Origin of the sequence: Streptomyces sp. NBC_00448, assembly GCF_036014115.1 — a bacterium.
In the GTDB taxonomy this organism is placed as follows: Bacteria; Actinomycetota; Actinomycetes; order Streptomycetales; family Streptomycetaceae; genus Actinacidiphila.
In genome coordinates this window covers 5,842,295-5,858,466 of the sequence record NZ_CP107913.1, presented here as the reverse complement: position 1 = coordinate 5,858,466, position 16,172 = coordinate 5,842,295, and the positions used below count along the sequence as shown (strand labels likewise).

16 protein-coding genes are annotated in these 16,172 nt (G+C 66.4%); 8 read left to right on the top strand and 8 right to left on the bottom strand.

The annotated features are described in order from the left end of the window. Positions 1-374 precede the first annotated feature (374 nt). Positions 375-2,651, bottom strand: coding sequence for an FG-GAP-like repeat-containing protein (locus OG370_RS25130; RefSeq protein WP_328467979.1), 2,277 nt, complete (start codon positions 2,649-2,651; stop codon positions 375-377). Between the two features lie 43 nt (positions 2,652-2,694). Between OG370_RS25130 and OG370_RS25125 the strand changes: the two genes are divergently transcribed. From OG370_RS25125 to OG370_RS25115, 3 genes are all read left to right on the top strand, one after another. Beyond that, positions 2,695-5,148, top strand: a complete 2,454-nt coding sequence (locus OG370_RS25125) for an RHS repeat-associated core domain-containing protein (protein ID WP_328467977.1) — start codon at positions 2,695-2,697, stop codon at positions 5,146-5,148. An 83-nt stretch (positions 5,149-5,231) separates the two neighbouring features. Continuing rightward, entirely contained in the window at positions 5,232-6,203 is a 972-nt protein-coding gene (locus tag OG370_RS25120) for a WD40 repeat domain-containing protein (protein ID WP_328467975.1), read from the top strand. A 229-nt stretch (positions 6,204-6,432) separates the two neighbouring features. After that, positions 6,433-7,313 (top strand): IS5 family transposase gene (locus OG370_RS25115; protein ID WP_443060738.1). Its coding sequence is split into 2 segments (ribosomal slippage): positions 6,433-6,793 and positions 6,793-7,313, totalling 882 coding nucleotides; the frame shifts between segments, so codons are not numbered across the junction. A gap of 13 nt (positions 7,314-7,326) precedes the next feature. Here OG370_RS25115 and OG370_RS25110 read toward each other — a convergent pair. Beyond that, the gene (locus OG370_RS25110; protein ID WP_328467971.1) at positions 7,327-7,734 is read right to left on the bottom strand and encodes a hypothetical protein; all 408 of its coding nucleotides are present in this window, start codon (positions 7,732-7,734) and stop codon (positions 7,327-7,329) included. 173 nt (positions 7,735-7,907) lie between these two features. Between OG370_RS25110 and OG370_RS25105 the strand changes: the two genes are divergently transcribed. Continuing rightward, complete coding sequence (locus OG370_RS25105; protein WP_328467969.1) at positions 7,908-8,387, top strand: DUF6193 family natural product biosynthesis protein; 480 nt, start codon at positions 7,908-7,910, stop codon at positions 8,385-8,387. A gap of 73 nt (positions 8,388-8,460) precedes the next feature. Here OG370_RS25105 and OG370_RS25100 read toward each other — a convergent pair whose 3' ends face one another. From OG370_RS25100 to OG370_RS25085, 4 genes are all read right to left on the bottom strand, one after another. Beyond that, on the bottom strand, positions 8,461-9,405 hold the full coding sequence (locus OG370_RS25100) for a helix-turn-helix domain-containing protein (RefSeq protein WP_328467967.1): 945 nt from the start codon (positions 9,403-9,405) through the stop codon (positions 8,461-8,463). A 265-nt stretch (positions 9,406-9,670) separates the two neighbouring features. Continuing rightward, positions 9,671-10,177: a DUF6907 domain-containing protein gene (locus OG370_RS25095; protein WP_328467965.1), complete on the bottom strand. Its 507-nt coding sequence runs from the start codon at positions 10,175-10,177 to the stop codon at positions 9,671-9,673. Positions 10,178-10,252: 75 nt separating this feature from the next. Then, on the bottom strand, positions 10,253-10,615 hold the full coding sequence (locus tag OG370_RS25090) for a hypothetical protein (protein ID WP_328467963.1): 363 nt from the start codon (positions 10,613-10,615) through the stop codon (positions 10,253-10,255). Next, positions 10,612-11,346 (bottom strand): GntR family transcriptional regulator, encoded by a 735-nt coding sequence (locus OG370_RS25085; protein ID WP_328467961.1) that lies wholly within the window; start codon positions 11,344-11,346, stop codon positions 10,612-10,614. Before OG370_RS25085 ends, OG370_RS25090 begins: the two co-directional genes overlap by 4 nt. Before the next feature lie 660 nt (positions 11,347-12,006). Between OG370_RS25085 and OG370_RS25080 the strand changes: the two genes are divergently transcribed. Next, the gene (locus tag OG370_RS25080) at positions 12,007-12,777 is read left to right on the top strand and encodes a GntR family transcriptional regulator (protein ID WP_328467959.1); all 771 of its coding nucleotides are present in this window, start codon (positions 12,007-12,009) and stop codon (positions 12,775-12,777) included. Positions 12,778-13,151: 374 nt separating this feature from the next. Next, positions 13,152-13,583 carry a hypothetical protein gene (locus OG370_RS25075; protein ID WP_328467957.1) on the top strand — a complete coding sequence of 144 codons (432 nt, stop codon included), beginning with the start codon at positions 13,152-13,154 and terminating at the stop codon, positions 13,581-13,583. Between the two features lie 5 nt (positions 13,584-13,588). Here the strand turns inward: OG370_RS25075 and OG370_RS25070 are convergent, their stop codons facing one another. Both OG370_RS25070 and OG370_RS25065 read right to left on the bottom strand, forming a co-directional pair. Continuing rightward, positions 13,589-14,353 carry a glycosyltransferase family 2 protein gene (locus tag OG370_RS25070; protein WP_328467955.1) on the bottom strand — a complete coding sequence of 255 codons (765 nt, stop codon included), beginning with the start codon at positions 14,351-14,353 and terminating at the stop codon, positions 13,589-13,591. Further along, the gene (locus OG370_RS25065) at positions 14,350-15,138 is read right to left on the bottom strand and encodes a GntR family transcriptional regulator (protein WP_328474394.1); all 789 of its coding nucleotides are present in this window, start codon (positions 15,136-15,138) and stop codon (positions 14,350-14,352) included. The genes OG370_RS25070 and OG370_RS25065 overlap by 4 nt, the downstream gene beginning before the upstream one ends. A gap of 336 nt (positions 15,139-15,474) precedes the next feature. Here OG370_RS25065 and OG370_RS25060 point away from each other — a divergent pair, with 336 nt between their 5' ends. Further along, positions 15,475-15,846 (top strand): hypothetical protein, encoded by a 372-nt coding sequence (locus OG370_RS25060; RefSeq protein ID WP_328467953.1) that lies wholly within the window; start codon positions 15,475-15,477, stop codon positions 15,844-15,846. A gap of 189 nt (positions 15,847-16,035) precedes the next feature. Continuing rightward, the gene (locus OG370_RS25055; protein ID WP_328467951.1) at positions 16,036-16,164 is read left to right on the top strand and encodes a hypothetical protein; all 129 of its coding nucleotides are present in this window, start codon (positions 16,036-16,038) and stop codon (positions 16,162-16,164) included. Positions 16,165-16,172 lie beyond the last annotated feature (8 nt).

Here is a 16,172-nt window from a genome sequence, read left to right as displayed (position 1 = left end):
GCACAGGCTGTCCCTCGCCCCGTTGCCGCACCCCGTCCCCCGCTCGCCGGCCACCGTGCCGCACCCCGCCTGCCGGTGGGGCTCATGAGCCTGACCTCCGCACTGGACAGCCCCCGCACGCCGCTGCGACGCTTCCTGGACCGCGAATTTGCTCCTGGACACCGCCGGCCTGAGCACCCGCCGCCTCCCCCGCGTGCTGCCCCTGATCAACTGATGCGCACCGAGGTCGTGCACGGGCGGCGCCGGGTGTTCGGCCTCGTCCCCGTCCCCGTCCCTGCGGCCCGGCCCGCGCCGCAGCCGCAGCCGCAGCCGCAGGGCATGGGATACGGGGGCCGGTCGACTCATCGGCCAGCCCCCGCATCGTGTTCTTTGACTTAGGCGAGGTTAGTAATGGTGTTCCAGATGGGGTTGGTGCTGACGAGTGCGTGGGCAGCGAGGCGGGCGCCGGTGTCGGGTGTGGGGTCTTCGCCTGGGTTTTCCCAGAGCTGGTGGGTGTTGGTGACGGTGTAGGCGTCGGGGTGTCCGTCGCCGTCGATGTCGCCGGGGCTGGCCATGATGGGTCGGTCGGTGGCGAGGTAGGCACCGGGGGAGGCGATTTGGATGGCGGTGCCGGTGGTGAAGCCGGTGGTGGTGTCGCCGGTGACGGGGTAGAGGTAGACGGCGCCGGTGGCGTCGTTGCGGGCCCAGAGGTCGGGGTTGTGGTCGCCGGTGGCGTCGCCGGGGGCCATGAGGGTGTCGCCGGTCCAGGTGTTGGTGCCCAGCCGGTAGGCGGCAGTGAAGTTGCTGGCCTGGCTGCTGCCGAGGAAGAGCCAGGTGGTGCCGTTCTCGACGGTGATCAGGTCGGGGTTGCCGTCGGCGTTGATGTCGCCGGGCGCGATGAGTTGGGTGACGTTGTTCCAGTTGCTGCCGTAGCCGGTGCAGTCGGTGCTTGCGCAGGTGGGACGGAAGACGCTGGTGTGGTGCTTGGCGGTGAAGTAGTGGTTGGCGCTGGCTCCTAGTCCCTCGGTGTTGATGTTGTTGGCGTACAGCCAGAGCTGGTTGTTCTTGAAGGCCCACAGGTCATCGACCCAGTTGCCGGTGGGGGACTGCTTGGCGCTGCGGTGGGCGAGGAGGGTGTTGGCCCAGGTGAAGGTGCCGTCGGCGGCGGGGGGTGCGTCAGCGGGGATGGCGGCGACGGCAGGGCCGGTGGCGGGAATCTCGGCGGTGGTAGAGATCAGGTCGAGATTCCCGGTGGCGGAGTCAGCTCCGAGTAGGTCGGGGGTGCCGTCGCCGTCGATGTCGCCGGGGTGGACCTGGGCGGTGATGTCGGCGGGGACGTAGTAGGTGTAGGCGACCGGTTGGGATTCATTGCCGGCGTTGTCGACGGCGGCGACCCAGAGGGTGTTGGTGCCCCAAGCAGTCGGTGCGTAGGTGAGGTCGAAGGTTCCGTTGGTCGGGGTGGCGTGGGTGCCGCCGTCGTCCGCGAGAGCGGCGGAGGAGGAGGCAGACCAGTCGAAGTGGTTCAGGCCGCTGGCTTTGGCGCCGGAGGGGACGGGGTCGGTGGCGGAGAAGTGGAAGGTGCCGGCCTCGCCTTGGTGTTTGGTGCCAGTGCCGTCGTCGGTGAAGTCGGTGGAGGTGACGGTCAGGCCGGTGGGGGCGGTGGCGTCGTACCAGAAGTAGCAGTTGTCGGTTTCCGCGGATTGGTCGATCTCGTCGTCGGTGCGGACGTGCCAGCCGTAGAGGTGGCCGTCTTTGAGGGGGTGGGCGGTGGAGGAGACAGTGATGTGGACGGTGTCGCCGGTACCGGCGACGGTGGCGGAGTTGCCGTCGGCGTCGCCGGTGGAGATGAGGTTGCTGGCGGTGGCGGTGCCGGAGCCGCCCTTGTCCCAGAAGGCGAACTGGCCGCGGATGTTCTGCTTGCTGCCGTCGGGGTCGGAGACGTGGGCGGACAGGGTGATGCCGTTGTTCTTGCCGACCCAGTCGTAGGTGCCGTCGCAGCCGTAGTTGGAGGGGTTGACGGGCTTGGGGCTGGAGGTGGGCGATGTGGGGGTGTTGGGTGGAGTGTTGTAGGTGATGGTGAGGGTGGCCTTCTTGTTGAAGCGCTTGAAGGCGGTTGCGTTGGTGCTGCTGCCGGTCAGGCGGTAGGTGACCACGCCGTCACCGTCGCTGCTGACGGAGCCGGCGACGTCGAAGGCGCCTTTGGTGGTGCCGGCGCAGTCGGCGTTGTTGGAACCGGTGAAACCGTGGGTGCTGGTCTGGGTGTAGGCGTCGGGTTGGGAGTCCCAGGTGGTGGAGCTGCTGATGTGGCCGACGTTCGTCTCGGTGACGTTGTAGGAGGTGCAGCTCCAATCCGCGGAGTAGGACTGGACGACGTTCAGTTTGGCGTCGCTGATGTGCTTGTCGCCCATCGTGGTGCCGATGCTGAACTGGTAGTAGGTGCTTTCTTTGCCGGTGGTGGTCTCGAAGTCCTGGTATCCGACACCAAGGTTGTTGTCAGTGTCGCCGTAGTGGCTGGTGCCGGGGTAGGCGGACTGGACGTAGGTGGAGCCGGTGGAGTTTTTGGTGACTGACACCCAGGTCGGGTCGATGTAGACCGGGTACTGGGTCGAGGGTCCGGTGAGCAGGTCGTGGTTCGGGGTGAGCTGGATGTCACCGCCTGCGGTCACGTCCACGCCCACAGGGGCGACTTGGGCGCCAGGGCCCGGACTGCTCCCGGTGTCGTCGCTGCTGGGAGTGTCGTCGGCCGGGGCAGCCTGGGTGCGTGCTGCGGCTTTGGTTCCGGTTGCGGCCGGTTGGTATGACGTGGTGGGGCGGATCACCGGTACCAGTGGCTGGGATGCCGTTGCGGGCAAGAGTGTCCCGCTGACATCCCGCACTTATGACGATGTGGTGAAGGGCCAGCCCACCTCGGTGACCGCCTACGAGAACGGCAAGGTCGCCTACACCAGCACCGTCACTGGATACACCACCGCCTACCAGCCGTCCGGTACCACCACCAGCATCTCAGCCGGTGCGTACGGCAACACCGCAGCCATCACCTACTCCACATCGAACACCTACAGCGACCTCCAGGACCTGCTGGCGACCTCGAAGATCTCCACCACCGGCACCGGAAGCCTGCTCCCGGACGAGACCCTCTACTACGGCTGCAACGGGGTGGGACTGCCCGTCGGTGTCGGCGGCACCGACGCCTACACAAGCTGGATCGACTACTCCCCTCTCGGCCAGATCGAGCGCACCACCCAAGGCCTCGAACCCAAGCAGGTCGTCACCACCGACAACTGGGACATGGCCACCGGCCACCTGCTCAGCTACGCCAACGACCGGGAAGAGGACTCCGACGGCACCGCCGCCACCACCGCAGTCGACAACGTCGACTACACCTACAACCAAGCCGGACAGATCACCTCGACCAGCGACGTCCAAGACGCCGGCGGCACCGCCAACACCGACACCCAGTGCTACAGCTACGACAACCTCGCCCGCCTCACCAAAGCCTGGACCGACACCGGCGCCACCCACACCGCCGCCACACCCACCGTCCCCGGCATCGGGGGCTGCGACCACACCACCCCCGACCCGGCCAACCTCGGCGGCCCCGCCCCGTACTGGGAGTCCTACGGCTACGACCTGACCGGCAACCGCACCTCCAAGACCGTCCACGACACCACCGGCGACACCGCCAAGGACGTCTCCACCAGCGAGGTCTACGACACCACCGGCCACACCCACGCCGTCCACACCGTCACCACCGTCGCCACCACCAAAGCCGGCCAGCCCCAAACCGACCAGGACCAGAACCTCACCTGGGACACCCAAGGCGACCTGAGCAGCCTCACCACCGGGCCCACCGCGAAGCCCACGCACACCACCGGCTACCACTACGACGCCGACGGCAACCTCACCGCACACACCGACGACAGCACAACCACCATCTACCTCGGCTCCGACGAGATCACCCTCAACAACGACGGGTCCGTCACCGCCAGCAACCGCAGCTACGGCGTAGCCGGCGCCCCCACCACCATCCGCAGCGCCGAGGCCGGCACCACCGGAAGCCATCTCGACTACCAACTCGCCGACCCACAGGGCACCTCCACAACCGACATCACCGCCGACACCCTCACCGTCACCCGCCGCGCCTACACCCCCTTCGGCGACACCCGCACCCCCACACCCACCACCTGGCCCACCGACAAGGGCTACGTTGGCGGCACCACAGACCCCACCACCGGCCTCACCAACCTCGGCGCCCGCGAATACAACCCCACCCTCGGCCGATTCCTCAACCCCGACCCCCTCCGCAACACCACGGACCCGCAACAGTGGAACGGCTACGCATATGCCGACAACACCCCCGTCGACAGCAGCGACCCCGCTGGCCAAATGCTCGAGTGCGGCGAGAGCGGCCCATCTTGTCCTACACCCCCAAAGTCAAGTGAGCCTACGGGAAAGCCCAGCAAGCCGGGAAGGAAGAGCGGTGGGCTGGACAATGACGAAGACGGGCCAGGATATGAGCAGGAAAATGATGTTACCTACGAGAGCATAACGAACGATTCAACAGGTTCTATCGTTGCCGAAGGCGCTCGCGTAAAATATCTCCAGACGGTTCAGGAGGTTGGCTCATACCTCAAGGCGAAAGGATGGGGCGCGTATTCGAACGGAAGTATCCTGATCGCTCAGGTGGAGGTGAAAAATGGCGATGTTGTCTTGCCGCGAGTCGTCGTGTTCACTAGTGCTCAGTTGAATGACAAGAATTTTTACGCCCGGATGGCAAAATTGAAAATTCCCGTCTTTAAATCGACAAGATTTAAGGCGCATGCGGAAAATGCGGCACGCTTGTTCCGTGAGAACACGGGCGGAGACCAGGAGCGTGTGCTGGGTGGGGAGATGGGGGACGTCGATAACGCGATACAGCATGTTCATATATGCGACGAGAATTGCGAAGAGGATCATCGAATATTCGAGGGCTCCGATCACGTGGTAACTCCAGAGGATTCCAACGGAAGGGTGGGAAATTTTGTACTCAATAAAAATAACGTAGATAACCTCCGGGAAGTCGTTGGCACCGGGCGCACTTTTGAAGTTGTTCAAAGGTCGTTGGAGCAAGGGCTGCTCGGCGGGAATGCGGCGGGAAGTGGATCTAACGACGGATACGAAGAGGAATGAGGCCATATGCTAAAATTGGCACAATGGAATAAGCTGCTGACCTGATCTGGACCGATAGGGCGTAAATTATGGCGGCTCCCTCGGTGGAGTATGTGGTGCTGAAAGATGGTATAGACGCGCATGGCGGGGCAGTGTGGCCGCTCGCATTCGATATTTCCGACTCTGACACGAAGGTGCTGCTTTCGAGCGCCGTAGACGGGGATGCATATCTCTGCTCATGGGATTTGCGTTCGTTTGCTCTGAACTGGCGTTACTCCGAGTCGACTATCGTCAATGAAGGTGTATTTCAACTCGCCGCAATCACGATTCGCGGAGAGGTGCCTATTATCGCGGGCGCCACTCTAAGCGGAATCTATCGATGGGACGGGAGCACCGGCCTACGATTGCCGGATGGAGATGCGGCATGGGGCAAGACCATGAGGGGCGTCGCGATAGTTCATATCCCTGGACTGCGACCATATCTCGTGAGTTCAGGCCAAGATGGACGTATCTACCGGTTCGACCCGTGGACGGGCGAAACTCGCGGCGATCCGCTTTATCGCCATGATTCGACGGCAACGGCCGTTGCTGTGTCATTTTGCGGAACATCTCGTGCGATGATCGTTTCCGGTGACGAACTCGGTCTTGTTTACCGGTGCGAGGCAGGAAGTGGGCTCTTGATAGGAGAGCCACTTGAATTCGACGACGGGATCAGCTTGCTGCGCGTCGGCAGCGACGTCTTCGGGTCAAGCCCGCTCGTGTTCATCGCAGACGAACAAGGAACTCTGCATTGCCGCGATGTAACGACAGGGAAGCAGGTTGGACGTCCTATTGCAACCGGCCAAGGCGTATCGAGTATGGCGCTAGTTGGAATTTCGGGCAAACTTCTACCTGTTACCTGTGGTGAAGACGGGACTGTTCGGTGTTGGGATCCGGTCTCGGGTCAACTCTGTGGCATCCTTGCCGAGGGGACGTCCGTGGCTTCTGCGGCTGTCGGCGGCAATATCGTTCTGGCTATAGGAACGGAGAGTGGCCAGATATCCAGCGGAGTAGTCAAGATTCATCCAGAGGTATAGATCAGGGTGACTGTCGTGTTGCCGAAATCGGTTATCCCGTCGGCGATTGCTGATGCGGCATAGCTTCCGCGCCTATTTGGCGTGCTGACGCTTCATCAACTCAGGGAGCGACCGCCACATCTAATTCGAGGTTTGGACGAGGCGATCGCGAGCTCTCGTGCTTGATCGTGGTCTAGGGCCTGTCCGGCGGATCATGTGACCGTCCGACGATGGGATCGTTGTTCTGGTCGTGGGGCGGGGAGATCTGACGAACGACGAGTGGATGCGGCTTGAGCCGCATCTGCCGAAGTCCGATGCCCGGGGCGGACGATGGTCTGATCACCGTCGGGTGATCAACGGCATCCTGTACCGGGTTCGCACCGGAGTGCCGTGGCGTGACCTGCCCGAGCGGTTCGGGAGCTGGAAAACCGTCTACGAGCGGCATCGCCGCTGGTCCGCGGACGGCACCTGGGACCGGGTCCTCCAGGCGGTCTTGACCGACGCCGACGCCCACGGTCGGGTGGACTGGAGCATGGTCAGCGTGGACTCGACCTCGTGCCGGGCCCACCAGCATGCGGCCGGGGCCCCGCGGAGAACACCACGGGTCCCGAAAAAAGATCAACGCCTCGGCAGCACCGTCCCGACGAAGGACTCGGACGCTCCCGGGGCGGCCTGACCTGCAAAATTCACCTCGCCGGCGAAGGCGGACGCCGGCCGCTGGCACTGCTCATCACGCCCGGCCAGTGGGGGGACAGCCCGCAGCTGATCCCCGTGCTCGAACAGATCCGGGTCAAGCGGCCAGGCGGCGGGCACCCACGCACCCGCCCCGACTACCTCGGCGGCGATAAGGCCTACAGCTCCCGCCGGAACCGGCGCTATCTGCGCAGACGCCAGATCAGGCACACCATTCCCGAGCCGAAGGACCAGCGGGCCAACCGTCGACGCCGAGGTGGCCGGGGCGGCAGGCCGGCAGGGTTCGACAAGGAGATGTACAAGCGGCGCAACGAGGTCGAGCGCACGATCAACCAGCTCAAGCAATCCAGGGCCGTGGCCACCCGCTACGACAAGCGCGCCTACGTTTTCACAGGCACCGTCACGCTGGCCTCCATCCGCCTCTGGCTCAGAAGCTGATCCGAGGCCAGGATCAGACGCGATCGATCGCCACCTGGATCGCGGTCCCGGTCAGGTTAACGACCTCCGCGTCAGACCTAAGATCCTCCGGCAGGTCCTCCAGGCGCCCGCTCGTATGGACGAGGGCGACGCCCTCCTGAAGCACGACCGCAGCCTCAAGCTGTTGCGCCAGGCGCGCGATCACGTCGAGGACCAGCCCGGGACTGAAGTAGCTGATCATCACGCTGGTCAGGCCCGACTCTGTTCCGGACGTCCTCGCGTAGATGTCGGCCTCGCCCCCATCCGCCGCCCGGACGAGTACAAAGCCGTGCTCCGGCTCACGCTTCACGACGCACGGCCCGATCACCTCGTCGAACAGCGCACCATCCATGACAGCTGCTTCGCCATGCTCGAACCGGATCAGGAAGAGGCTGTAGCTCACACAACCACCATGGCATCAACCATGATCCGCCGGACAGGCCCTAGTGGGGCCCGACCGTAGGAGAACAGGACGGAAGGGCATCGTTCCGGCTCTCCCGGACACGCGTCCTCACCCGGCTGCGGTCCTTGCTCTCCGGGCTGCCGCTGGCAGACTCCAGCCGCGACACTATGGCTGTGGACGCCAACAGTGAGGTTTTCGATCAGCAGCAGTCCATGCCTCCGAGACCAGTTCTTCCGGACATGGCCGCAGCACGCAGTCGCGGGCCCGCTGACACTGTCGACGCGCGTTGGCAGTCTCTACGACTCGCCTGGCAAGGGCGCTACGCCGCCCACCAGGTCCGCTCACCCGGGCGCCCATATCCGGGCATCGTCCCTCTCCTGGACGCCGCTGCCGCTCAACCACGACTCCGGCGGCTGTTCCCGTTCACCAGCCACTTCACCCTTCTCTTCAGCAGTTCCACCAGCTACCCCTGGTCCGTGCAGGCCGGATCGATCGAACCCCGGCACAATGGACGGTTCACCGTGCGCCGACGCGATCCCTTCGCCGTAATCGGTGAAGTCGACACCGCGGAGGAGGCGATGGCGCTGGTGCTTGAACTACTGCCCACCGGCTCCGATCCCGTGATCAGCGCCTGTACGGACGATGGCGCGTGACGACGATCGGCAACCTGTTGGGACGCTCGGAGACGCAGTCTCCGGCCTGATCCATAGTGCAGGCCCGCAGCCGTCACCCAACGGTTCGCACCACGCCGGCGCGCTTCCCCGCACGACGGATCGGACGCTCCTCGGCCTTGGCGGAAGCGTCAGTTGCCTGCTCGCCTGCCGCTTCCGCCCGGTACGCGTTGGCCGCCGCCTCGATCGCAGCGAGGGAGGCGTCCGGGGGCAGGGCTGCGGCCAGCAGCAGGTCGTAGGTGAGGTGGGCGAGTGCCGTGGTTCCGGGCTCCGTGCCGTGGGCGCCGGTGTGGTGGCTGGTGAAGTGGACGGCTGGGCTCTCGTCAGCGAACGTCATGACGCGCAGCGCACCGTCCATGGCGGTCGGATGCGGGGTGGCGGCGAAGGGCAGGACGTTGAGCGTGACGCGCTCGCTGCGGACGAGCGCGGCGAGGTGGTCGAGTTGTACGGCCATGGCGGCGGGGCCGCCGAGCGGTCGGCGGAGGGCGGTTTCGCCGAGGACGGCGGCGTAACGAGGTCCGTGCGCGTCGAGAAGGACGGGCGTGCGCGACAACCGCGCCTCCCAGCGGTGGCGTTGGACACGGTCGGAGAGTACGTGCCGGTAGGCGTCGGCGGCGGCCAGAGCATAGGCGTCGGTCTGGAGCAGACCGGGGATGAGCGCGGCGTCCCACTCATGAATGGCGACGGCGAGCCGTTCCCACTCGGCAAGCGGGGTGCGACTGGCCGGCCTCGGGGCGGAGCGGGCGGCTTCGAGGTTGCGCTCGAAGAAGCCACCGGTGTCGAGGAGTCGGTCCAGGGGGCCGGCCAACTCGTCGGGCAGTCGTCGCTCTCCCTGCTCGATCCGGGCGAGGAAGGACATGTCGATGTGCAGCCTGGCCGCCAACTCCGCGAGGGTCAGCCCCTTCCGCTCCCGGTAGTGCCGCAACTCCGCGCCGTACAGCGCTCGCGCAGACAGCGTGGTGTCCAGCTTCTTCGCCGCGAAGTGGCCGGGATTGGCCATGACAAAGCTCCTTACGGGGTGAGTGATTACGGTGCATCCGCCCGCCGCCACCTCGCCGGGATGGAACGTGGTGGCGGCGGACGGGCAGCGCTGCCCGGTGGCCGATGACGAGCCGGGAGGCCGGCTTCGGCGCGGGTGAGTGCGAGGGAGGCGCTGGCGGTTCAGGCGCAAGTTCCTGCTCCTGCTCCGATCGGACAGGCCGCTGCGATGCTCGCGTCCGCACGGGATAGGACAGTTCCGCGCCCTGGGCGCGATGGCGCGGCTCTCAGGACCGCTGCGTGTCCTCGCAGTGGTGAACGGCCCAATCCTCCCGAGCGGCGACGAGCCGGGGCAGTACGTCACCTTCGAGGTAGTCGGCGTGGGTACGCAGCTTCGCGGCCAACTCGGCGAGGGCGACCGGCTCCAGACCGATCACCCAACAGTCGGGCCCGACCTGGACGTTGACGACCGGCACAACGGACTCATCGGGCGCTTCGGAGTCGGAATACGGGTGGCACGCGATCTCGCCGTGAAAGGACTCGATCTCTTGGGCTCGACGGGCGCCGCCCTCACGGGTGAAGGCCGTCAAGGTCACGCCTCGGAAGGCACTGCGGTGCCCGACGTCGACCAGCGTGACGTGAAGACTCTCCGGGTCGAGACCGGTCTCGCTGGGGTCGTCCTCCGCCCAGTAGGGGAGGTAGCCGTGCGCGGTGATGCCGTTGGTCGTGGTGATCTTCCACGTACGTGGCTGGTCCGTCGTGCATAACGAGGCAGCCGTAGCGCCGATGCTCATCGTTCGAAGTGCCTTTCCATGGTCGAGGTGTGGCGGTGCGAGAGGGAAGCCGCTGACTCAGCAGGAGAGCCGCGCTCAGGACGCGTTCCACCGATCGATCGCGCGGTCGGTGAAGGACTGGACGGCCTGGGACAGCCGTACGGCGTCGGCCTCGTCGTCCTCATCCGGCGGCGGAACCCGCTCCCCGCGGCTCTCCGCCACGCGCAGCACGTCCGCGAGGGCCATGCACAGGTGGGAGACCATCGCACGCAAGTCGCTCTCGGGCGGCACCCGTTCGCCCGTGTACTTCCGCACGTTCTCCAGCAGCTCCCTGCTCATGCCGAGTTGGACCGCTTCCAAGTTGTCCGCGAGCCGGGACAGGAACGACGAGCCGTCGGCGTCGGTGTCCAAGAAACACGGCTTCCCATCGACGCCCAGCCACGGCAGGAGCCGCATCATCGCGTCGCCTCCTTCTCATCGGCCGTCGGGGCCCCTACCGGCCCTACGGTGAAAGCGACTTCGGCACGATCGCCGGGCAGTACCACGTGGACGCAGGCGACCGTTCGGCCGTCGTCGGCCATGACCGTCCGGTGGATCGCGAGCACCGGCGTACGAGCGGTGATACGCAACGACTGTGCTTCCGCACCGGTGGGGAACCGGGCGGTGACCTGGTCGAAGCTACTCACCCCCGAACCGCCGGCCGCCGACGCGACCGCGAGGCCGTCGACGATGTCGTCGCCCCAGGGCGAGGAGCCGGCCGGAAGCGCCCGGCCGCCCGACACCGCGTGCGGCACATGGACGTGCGCGAGGGCTTGCGGCGCTTCCTCCCGGTGGCTGAGGCACACGTACTCGGTGATCGGTTCGTCGGGCGATCCGCCCAGGTGGGCGGCGAGTTCGCTGGTCGCCTTACGGTCGACGGCGCTGACGATGACGTCAAGGGGACCGGTGCCGGTGCCGACGGGGTACGTAAGACGTACGGCCGGCCGGCAGACGAAGTTGCCGCGGCCCTGGAACTTCGCGACCAGGCCCTCCGCTCGCAACACTTCCAGCGCATCGCGGAGGGTCGGCGTACTGACGTGGTACCGCGCGGCGAGCCGCGTCTCAGGGGGAAGCCGCTCCCCCACGGCGTACTCCCCCGCGATGATCAGTCGGCGCAGGTCGTCGGCGACGACCTGGTGGCGCGCGCTCACGCTGTGGCCGCAAGTCGAGGCCCGCAACCACACCCGCCTCGGCGTTGGCGTTGGCGTTGGCGTTCGGCAGCGAGGACATACGGCCGGACGAGCGCGATCTCCTCGGCGCGGATGAGACTCCAGCGCGGAGCGGCTTGCCCCGTGCGGAAGGCCGAACCGGCGGAGGACGACACGGCAATCGGCGCCAACGTGACGCACGGAAAGGGCAGTTGCCTGTGCCGTCCGGCGGGCGGGAAGAGCTGCCGCGCGATCCACGCGGCAACTCGGCTGAAGAGATGGGTCATTGGATCAGCTCCTACGGTTCAGGGCGTTCCCGGCGAGGCGTGACGTGCCGTGCCGCGCCGGGGTCTGTCCGCACGACCGCCCACAACTGGCGTCCGCGCGAGGTGCTGTCGGCAAAGCCGAACCGGTCGGCTGTTTCGAGGACCGCCAGAAGCTCCCGCCAACTCCCCGTGGGGAAGTCCGACGGCACCCGCGCCTCGAACCGCGTGTGATCGCCGCCGTCCGTCCGTTCGGGCCTCAGACCCAGGGCAACCAGGCGCGCGCAGATATCGGCAATGCGTGCTTCGGGTGGGGGCACAAGACGGTCCTCCGTTGCCAACCAAGCACTCTCAGTGAAGCTAGTTCACTAGATTAGAGCTAGTGGACTAGATTGTCCACATGCCTGATCAGCCGCCGTATCTCCGGATCGCGGACGCCCTCCGCCAGCGCATCGCCGACCAGGAGTGGACCCCGGGCGACCGCCTGCCCTCGCGCGCCGACCTCGCCGCCGCGTACGGCGTCGGCGACAACGTCATCCGCCGCGCCCAGGAACTGCTGATCTCCGTGGGCACCCTCGAAGGCCGCGCCGGCTCCGGCACCTACGTGGCCGCGCCGCGCGAGAAGTTGAGGATCGTCCGTTCCCTCTACCGCGAGCAGACCGGCGGCTCGCCCTTCCAGTCCGACATGGCGGCCCTGGGCAGGCGCGGCAGTTGGGAGAGCCGCACCGACGCCAAGGTGCCGGCCCCGGCCGACATCGCGGCTCGACTCGGCCTCGCCGAGGGCGACTTGTGCGTCCGCACGGCCTACGAATTCCTCGCCGACGGCAAGCCCGCCCAGCTCTCCATGAGTTGGGAGCCGTACGCCCTCACGGCGGGGACGCTGATCGTCCTCCCCGAGGGCGGGCCGTACGCAGGGCTCGGCGTCGTCCGCCGCATGGCCGAGATCGGGGTGACGGTCACCCGGGCGGTGGAGCAACCCTCACCGCGGGTCGTGACCGCCGAGGAAGCGGCCCTCCTCGGCGTCCAGAAGGGCACCCTGGCCACGCACATCCAGCGCACCTACTACGCGGAGGACGGCCGCCCGGTCGAGACCGCGGACATCGTGGTGCCGGCAAACCTGTGCGAAGTGGTCTACGAGGTCCCGGTTACCCCTAGCCTGACCAGTAACTAGTCAAGTGGGTGGCGTAGTCGGGATTTCCTGACAGGCCGACTCGCGCTGTCATAGGCAGCAACCGAAGCACCTCAGCCGAACTGACCGAACTCAAGCACTGGAATCACATACCGATGGAGTCGCGCGTGCAATCTCAGCGCCTACGCGCCATAACGGGATTACTCCTCATAGGAATTCTTTCCTCATGCTCCGGTGGCCGAAGCGAAAGTCAACCGTCCAGCCGGGCGAAGCCGTCCGCGAGTACGACTTCATCGAAAATCTCGCCGAGCAAGAATCAAAACACGCATCCCGCCAGTACGACCGCTTCTCTGGCCAGCGCAGCGCTCCCTTATCCCACAGGCGTCACTCGCTGGCCTGTCAAAAATACTGGATATATGGATGTCGATGAGTTCGTCAAACATGTATATCAGAGAAACTACCAGCCCTCCGAGCGGTCGTTCCTGGCTAAGAACGGGTTCGTGACGTCGTACTGCCGAGGCTGGATGACATCCGACGGACTTGAGTCAGAGATCTGGCTGGTGAGATTCTCAACCGCAGGCGAAGCTCGCTACGAATATCAGAGCATGGCCACTAATTGGAAGCGTGAATCAGAACCTACGGTCACTTTCGCCGATCCAGCCGTTGACGGGGAGGGTGCCACGTCGACCAAACTCGACTCGGTTAAGAAAGCAGAAACAAGAATAGGAGCAACGCTAGGCGAGATGTTCGTCTACGTCAAAACCTACAACCCGGGCGTACCCGACAAGGCCGCAGCCATGGCGCTCATACAGCAACAAATCCAGCTCATGATCCGAAAGTCCCGATGAAACCATCACCTCGGAAAAGACCATCCCGCAAGTGAGAGCGATTCCGCTCGACCAGCGATCACGGCCATCCGGGCTTCGCGTTCGGCGTCGTCTGTGTGGCTGGCCTGGGCCGTGGCCTGGCCGGGCCACTTGCGGTAGAAGAGGCCGTATTCGCGGGTGAAGTGGCCGGGCGCGACCGTGTTCAGGGCCAGCAACAGGCCGGTGTCCTCGGAAGCCGGGAGGGCCATCCAACCGCCCAACGCCAGAAGCAGGTCTCGGCGGACGAAGAGGGTCGCCGGGTGGACCTGGGCGCGGAAACCGTTCGCCTTCCAGTAGTCGACGACGGCACCGCGGGCGATCGGGCCGTCCTCCGGGTCACCGTCGAAGCCGGCGGTGGAGCCGTCGGGGAGAAGGTCGAGGACGCGGGAGGTGGCCCAGCCGAGGTGGGGGTCGTCCTCCAGGAGGGCCAGGTCGCGGGCGAGGGCGCCCGGGGTCAACTGGTCGTCGGCGTCGAGGACTTTGACGTAGGGGCCGGAGGCGTACGCGAGGGCGATCGTGCGGGCGACGCCGGGACCGCCGGGCCGGCCCTGGTGGAAGGTGACCCGGGGGTCGTCCGGGACGTGGGGCCGTACAGCATCACTGCGGCCGTCCTCCTGGATGACCCAGTGCCACTCCCAGCCGTCCGGCAACTCCTGGACGCACAGGGACTTGTAGGCGTCCGCGAGGTAGGGCGCGGAGGGTGCGTGGACGGCGGTGATGACGTCGATGCGGCGGTCCGCCACGGCGGTCACCACCTTTCCAGGGGGGTGGTGTACGTCATGACGGTGCGGTCCCCCGGCAGCCGGACGAAGGAGTGCTCGACCACGCGGCCGGTGGTGTCGTAGGAGGTCTTGCCGAGGACGATCAGCGAGGCGCCCGGCGGCAGGCCCAGTTCCTCGGCCTCATCGGGGGACGGCGGGCGGGCGAGGATGCGCTCCTCGACCCGGTCCAACTCGATTCCGATCGAGTGGAGTTGACTCTGCGTACCGCCCGGCCAGGGTTCGTTGGCGGCGTCCAGGAGCTCGGGGTTCGCACTGACCACGTCGCGGACGAGGTAGGAGTCGACGAGGCTGAAGGGGTGGTCCTCGGCGCGGTACCGGGTGCGGTAGGTGCGCTCCACCATGATCGTGCCGACCGGCACATCGAAGATCTCGGCCAGCTCCGCACCGGCTTCTACCTGTTCGTATGACGCGTGGAAGACCAGGTCATCCACGCCAAGTCCGGTGTCGTGCTCCGTCGCGCCGGTCTTCTTCCGCTGCTGCTCGGGCTCCCGAGCGCGGTCCTTCTCCCACTGGTGCCGCAGGTTCGTGCGGAGCACCTGCGTACGCGCCTGCCGCACGAAGTTGCCGCGGCCGTGCTGCTTCTCGATGAGCCCCTCGGCCTGGAGAAGGCCGAGTGCCTGACGCAGGGTCGGCAGGCTCTTGCCGTAGTCGTCGGCGAGCGCCGTCTCGGAGGGCAGGCGGTCGCCAGGACTCAGCTCACCTGCACGGATGCGGTCGCGTAGATCGTCCGCGATCCGTTCGTACGCCTTGGCCATACAGCTCACCGTCCTGATCATCGGGCGGCCTCAGCATACAACTCCTCAAGAGGTCTTGACGACTTAAGGAGTCGCGTGTCACAGTCGGCGGCGTACTCCTAAAGAGGACATGAGGACATGTTCTCTTGAGGAGTCGAGAGACAGAAGCGCCCGGAGGGCCCGCGCAACGGACCTGAAGGCAGCGCCCGTCGCTTGAGAACTCCACAGCGCGCACCTGATCGAACGAGTGCTTTTGATCCCGGCACGGCCGCCGCCCCCGAGCGGCCGGCGGCCGTGCCGGAGGTCATGACCGCTCGTCCGTGATGAGCGGTCCCCACCACCCCAAGGAGGGACCCGATGCACCTCGCAATCGGCGACGTGGTCCGTGACCGCACCGACCAGGCCCTCGGCACGGTGGCCGGCCTCGCCCGCCACACCGACGGCCCCCTCGTCGCCTTCCAGGTCGCGTCCGACCTGCACCTCGCCGAGCCGGGCGACCTCGACCTCGTCGCCCGGGCGACCATCCCCGCCACGCCCCGCAGGAACGCGGCGCGCGCGGCCGGTTACGTCCTCGCCGTGCTCTTCGCCTTCGTCGCCGGCCACTCGGCCCGCGAGGTCGGCGCCGACTGGCTGCTGACCGCCCTGGCCGGAGTCGGCGGCTTCAGCGCCGCCACCGCGGTCGTCCGTTGGTCGGCGCGCTTGGCGGCGCCGCGGCGGTTCCGCGTCTGAGCCGTTCCACGGCTCCCGATACCACTCAGAGCAGGAGCGTTCATGCGTACGTTCACCCGTCGCTGCGAGAGCGGCGGCGACTTCGACTTAGGAGAACTCCCGGGTTGCTTCCGGGACTTGTTCCGTGGACCGCCAGGCACTGGCGAGTCTGCGGACGCACGGGCCGCCCGCCTGGCGGTTGCCCGTGACGTGCTTGCCGAGCTGCTGGACGAGGGCGAACACGACGACCTCGCCTTGCAGGACGCCTGGTACGCCGTACGACTCGGCGGCGCCGAGCTGCTGCGCGGTACGGCGGTCCCGGTGCGGGAGGCGGCGTGAACGCCCTC